Raw genomic sequence first — 4,577 nt, 5'->3', positions numbered from 1 at the left:
ATGTATATTATGTTCGTCTTGTTCGGACATTGGTGGCCAGCTCGATGGCACGGCTCCTGCTGCGACGACGGCCCCCGACATGGAGTTTGCAACATGCGTGATCGCAAACTGACCGGCCCTTGGGCCGGTTTCGCGTTTAAGGGTGGCCGTCTCGTAACGCCCGAGGGCCGTGAGCTGCTGCCGGAAGACCTTGCGTGGCTCGGCCTGACTGCTGCACTTGCCCAGGAGTACCGCCGCCTGCTCGATCAGGAAAAGCGCGGTTTGCGTGGTGGTGTGCGTCACAACGCGGAGCCATGCCCGGTGGTCCCGATGCTACCGGCGCTGAAACGCTCTGCACGCGGGTGAAGCGTGGAGCGTCACCGTAGGGGCTGCTCGCCCCTACACCCCCGGCTACAATGCGCGCAGGACGAAATCTAGGGGGTTTCATGGAACGAGAACGGCCAGAATACTTGCCGCCGATCAAGTCACGCCGCTGGAGCTTTCCGTGGCTGACGTTCATCGCCGCAATCCTGCTCACGTTGGCAGCCTTCACAATCAAGCAGCACGTGGACACGCAAGTCGCATGGAACCAGCGTTTTGCCCAGCCAAAGCCGGCCCCGGCAGTTTCCGCTCAAACTCTGGCACGGGCCGAGGCCGACGCGCGCGCCCATGAGGCCGAAATCCAGCTGATCGTTGCCGCACGTAAAGCCGAGTTAGCTAGGTGGCTGGAAGAACAGGAGCGCGAACGCAAAACGTGGCGCTGCATCGACCATATCCCGTTCCGTAAAGTGAACGGCGCATGGGAAAACGTCCCGGGCGAACGCTGTTAATTTAGTGACACGTCACTTTAAAGGGTGGACGTTGCCGGCGTGTACGTCCCAATCGTGACCGCCGGATTCCGCGGAAACACGTCCGCACGCTGGCCCGCTGCATGCCGAATGGTCACGCCCGGCGCAGCGGTGCCGGCCTCACTCGCTCCGCTCGCAATGCCAGCACCGCCGCTTGGGCTGAGGTTGTAAAGCCGCTGCTCGCTCTCACGGACGGGTGTCTTGTGCGGCCACGGCGTGGCGATGATGACGTGGCTGCCGGCTTCCAACCGCACGCCATACGGTGCCCAGGACACGATGTAGCCGAGCGCCTCAACCGCAGCCACGTCCATGTACTCAATGGTCTCTCCGGAGTTGTCTATCCACTCCACCCAGCCGCGGGTGCGCTCCCCGACGTCGGCACGGGCAGCCAAGCGCACGCGCCCGCGCTCCTTCAGCTCGGCGATATAGCGCTGATCCGGCGTCAGATCCTTGTACGGATCCGGCTTGACCTTCTCCACGGCATTGGCCCCTGCCGCCACTACCCCGCCCTGCCCCTCAGTGCGCACGTACTGGCCGTTCTCATCGAACACCAGCACCGGGTCAGCCTGAGTCTCGGCGACCGCCTCAGCGGGCTTCTCCTTCGCCTTGCCGAAGTCGAAAAAGAAGCTCAGGAAGAAGTAAGCGCCCACAATGCCGGCAATGCCGAACATCGCCGCCTTGGGTGCCATGGCCAACCACACGTTGGTTGCGCCTTCCTCGTAGACCTCGGTGTTTTCCGAGCCCGGCGCGTAGCCGTGATAGAGCGGATAGATGGCCGGGTCGTACTTCTCCGTCTTACCGCCCACGCGCTCGTACTTGCCCGGGCTGGTGGTGTGGAAGTAGGTGACGCGGTACTTGTTCTTGAAGCCGATCGCGGTCAGCTTCTGGAACACGTTCTTGCGCTCGATGCGAGCCCGGATGGCCTGATGCACCCGGTTAATCCACTGGGTCATGATGACCGCATCGCCACCGTTTTGACCCAGCAGCGCCCAAAAATTCTCGATGGGTGCCGGCAGCGGCAAGCGCTCATTGACGTAGAACTCGTGGACCTCATCGATCACGACCAATGCGTCTTTGAACTCATCAGGGATGCACCATTTGCCCGTGTCGTCCTGGACACAGGCGAACATGGTCCGCACATCCTTGGTATCCACCAGCGTGAGCAGCGCATCCACGTCGGACAGCTGCATTTTCAGGTACTCGGCGATCTTGGGCTTATCCAACCCATTGAGCCTTGCGAACACCCTACGGCCCTTCTTCAGGCTGGGCAGGATATGGCTCTTTACCGCGTCATAGCTCTTGCCGGCGCGCGGCACGCCTTCGTTGAATACGAGCATGTCACCACTTCCCGAACGTAACGATCTTGCGCGTGATCTTGAACACCGCGCCTCCGGCGAGAATCGCCATGCACTCCGAAATCTTGAAGGTCTGGACGAACCACCCAACAGTCGGGCCGGCGTTGCCCAGGAGCGTGCCGATGTTGTACTGGGTCATGAAGTCCGGCACCGGCAACGATTCGAACGCCAGCGCAACCACCTCCAGCACCTTCGAAATGGCAATGACGATCAGGTCATTGCCGAAGTCCTCAATGGCTTTCCAGAACTTCTGCGCGAGCTCACGCAGCCAGTTCGTGAAGTCGGTAAGCCAACCTGCCTGCATCGGGATCATGACAATGCCCAGTACGCCGCAGCGAGCGCCGCGATAGCCATCAACACCCAGCCAATGGAACGCAGCGCCGCTAGGAAGTCACCCGAGCAGTGCGCGTCATAGGTCATGGACTCCCAATAGGCGGAAGCCGGCACGGTGAACACAGGGCATCCACCAGATGCATTCACGGTAAAGAACGCTCGGGTGGCCGCGATCAATGGCGAGTTGCCGACACGGGCTTTGAACTCGCCGAATACGCCGGCAACGGTCTTGCCACTGTTGGTATAGAGGTCACCAACGCCCTGTCCCGGTGCGCCCGCACCATCACCGTCGCCGCCCTCCCCATCCCCGTTGCCGCTCCCCGTTCCATCGCCAGAGCCGCCATTACCTTCCCCGCTGGCACCGTTGCCCGATGCGCCATTTCCGCCACCGCCGTAGCTGGATTCGTAGTTGTTCAAGGTGCTGTTGTTGGTGGTGCTATTGCCGCTCTTGTTCTCGGCGATTGTCACTAACGCATCAGCGACCTTCTCCCACTCGCCCCCGTTTTTTGGGGCCACCGGAGGCAGGTTCGCGTTCTTCCCTTCCGGCACTAGCGAGGCCGCTTCGTTACCCGAGGTCTTGATGCCGTGCTCACCCGGCGACCAGCAGAACTGTTTGTTCTTGCCGGCGCAGATGGTCCCATCCTGCTTGACGCACTGGGTCAGCTTGGGGTCCTGAAAGCACTGATCGTCACCGTTGAACACTTCGGGCGTTTCCTTGCTGACGGTGCAGGCCTCGCCCGTGGGGGCCATGCGATCCGCCTTTGTCACCTCGTATGAGCCACCCGTGCTGGACTTCACCTTCACAACACGATTGCTCTCCCCTGCCCCAATCACAGGCGCATACGTGCAGCCACCGGAGCACATGGAACCGCCGCCGTTGTATCGGACATTGAGCATATCGGTGCGCGTCGAGCATGCTCCCGACTGCTGCCACTTGAAGATTTCCGGGTAGTCCTTGTCACAAGGAAAGCCGCCCGACAGCCCGACACGACAGCGATAGAACGGATCAGTGCTCGCGGCAGCTTGGATCGTGCACTTGCCGTCAGCCGTCAAATAGCCTTCATACCCCTTCGCTATTGCAAGCTGCTTGGCGGCCAAACAGGCCGAATACGCCGCGCCCTGATCCGGGTAGCGAAAGGTTCCCGTTTGAGCAGATGCCGCCGGCACGACCGCCATGCCAGCAAGGGCCATCAGCATCACCAGAACGAACCGGATCATGCGTCCAGCCCCTTCACGGCGGCAACGCCGCAGGCCATGCCCAGGAATCCGCAGAACAGGCAAAGAATCACAGCTTCCCCCTGACGTAGCGTGTGGTGAAGAAGCGAGCCACCTTCGGGGCAGCCCACAAGAAAAAACTGATCTGCGCATAGATGGCCGCAGCACCCAACACGGCCAGCGCGGCCACAGCCGGTTCCACGCTCGCGTAGATGCTCTGGAAATCCATACGTCCTCCCAAAAAGAAGGGGGCGGCGAACCGCCCCCGGTGGATCAGCGACCGAAGAAACCGGCCACCTTCTTCGACGCCCAGCCGGCGAAGCCGACCAGTGCGATCAGTGCGGCAGCGCCGATGATCGCGGTGGTTGCGGTGGTGGCCGACAGGCCGTCCAAAATGCCCGAAAAATCCATTGCTCTTCTCCTGATTGATGCCGGCTACTTGAAGAAAGCCGCCACGCGGCCGGCGATGCGCGCGACGACAAACCATCCGATGACCGCGCCGGCAGAGCCGACGAACCAACCCGCTGCCTGTTCCGGCGTGGGCATCGCAAATGCTTGGTTGATGAGCCCGTAAACAGCGTGTTCGCTGCTGGACAACAGCACGTAGCCCGTGCACTCCCCCACCGGTTGCCCGGTTGGGATCAACGTGCCGTCCTGGGCGAGGGCTACGCACAGGGCCATGGGTTAGCTCGCCTTGGCGAGCGCAGGAGCCTTCACGGCCTCCCAATGCTTGGCACGGGTGCTGATCGAAAGCGCACCGAAATCGCCCACCCAGTAGGCCGACGGCTTGGGCTCGTACTTACCCACCGGCAGAGCCTTGTCGCCTTCCTCGTGCTGCAGCGTGATA

8 protein-coding genes are annotated in these 4,577 nt (G+C 61.8%); 2 read left to right on the top strand and 6 right to left on the bottom strand.

Features of this window, described 5'->3' with window-relative positions; all coding sequences use genetic code 11:
• Positions 1-345: a DUF3653 domain-containing protein gene (locus AC06FE_RS19480; protein WP_478073983.1), complete on the top strand. Its 345-nt coding sequence runs from the start codon at positions 1-3 to the stop codon at positions 343-345.
• 80 nt (positions 346-425) lie between these two features.
• Positions 426-809 (top strand): hypothetical protein, encoded by a 384-nt coding sequence (locus AC06FE_RS19475; protein WP_478073982.1) that lies wholly within the window; start codon positions 426-428, stop codon positions 807-809.
• A gap of 17 nt (positions 810-826) precedes the next feature.
• Here the strand turns inward: AC06FE_RS19475 and AC06FE_RS19470 are convergent, their stop codons facing one another.
• The 6 genes from AC06FE_RS19470 to AC06FE_RS19445 all read right to left on the bottom strand — a co-directional run bounded on the left by AC06FE_RS19470 (position 827) and on the right by AC06FE_RS19445 (position 4,411).
• Complete coding sequence (locus AC06FE_RS19470) at positions 827-2,164, bottom strand: zonular occludens toxin domain-containing protein (protein ID WP_478073981.1); 1,338 nt, start codon at positions 2,162-2,164, stop codon at positions 827-829.
• 1 nt (position 2,165) lies between these two features.
• Positions 2,166-2,495, bottom strand: coding sequence for a phage coat protein (locus tag AC06FE_RS19465; protein ID WP_478073980.1), 330 nt, complete (start codon positions 2,493-2,495; stop codon positions 2,166-2,168).
• Positions 2,492-3,733 carry a hypothetical protein gene (locus AC06FE_RS19460; RefSeq protein ID WP_478073979.1) on the bottom strand — a complete coding sequence of 414 codons (1,242 nt, stop codon included), beginning with the start codon at positions 3,731-3,733 and terminating at the stop codon, positions 2,492-2,494. The genes AC06FE_RS19465 and AC06FE_RS19460 overlap by 4 nt, the downstream gene beginning before the upstream one ends.
• A 67-nt stretch (positions 3,734-3,800) precedes the next feature.
• Positions 3,801-3,959, bottom strand: a complete 159-nt coding sequence (locus tag AC06FE_RS19455) for a capsid protein (protein WP_478073978.1) — start codon at positions 3,957-3,959, stop codon at positions 3,801-3,803.
• Between the two features lie 44 nt (positions 3,960-4,003).
• Positions 4,004-4,141, bottom strand: a complete 138-nt coding sequence (locus AC06FE_RS19450) for a capsid protein (protein ID WP_446541783.1) — start codon at positions 4,139-4,141, stop codon at positions 4,004-4,006.
• A 24-nt stretch (positions 4,142-4,165) separates the two neighbouring features.
• The gene (locus AC06FE_RS19445) at positions 4,166-4,411 is read right to left on the bottom strand and encodes a hypothetical protein (protein ID WP_478073977.1); all 246 of its coding nucleotides are present in this window, start codon (positions 4,409-4,411) and stop codon (positions 4,166-4,168) included.
• Between the last annotated feature and the right edge of the window lie 166 nt (positions 4,412-4,577).

The sequence above is a fragment of the Stenotrophomonas sp. Steno-C18 genome, from assembly GCF_056393195.1.
The sequence above is the reverse complement of the archived record's forward strand: the minus strand, read 5'-3'. Positions and strand labels throughout refer to the sequence as shown.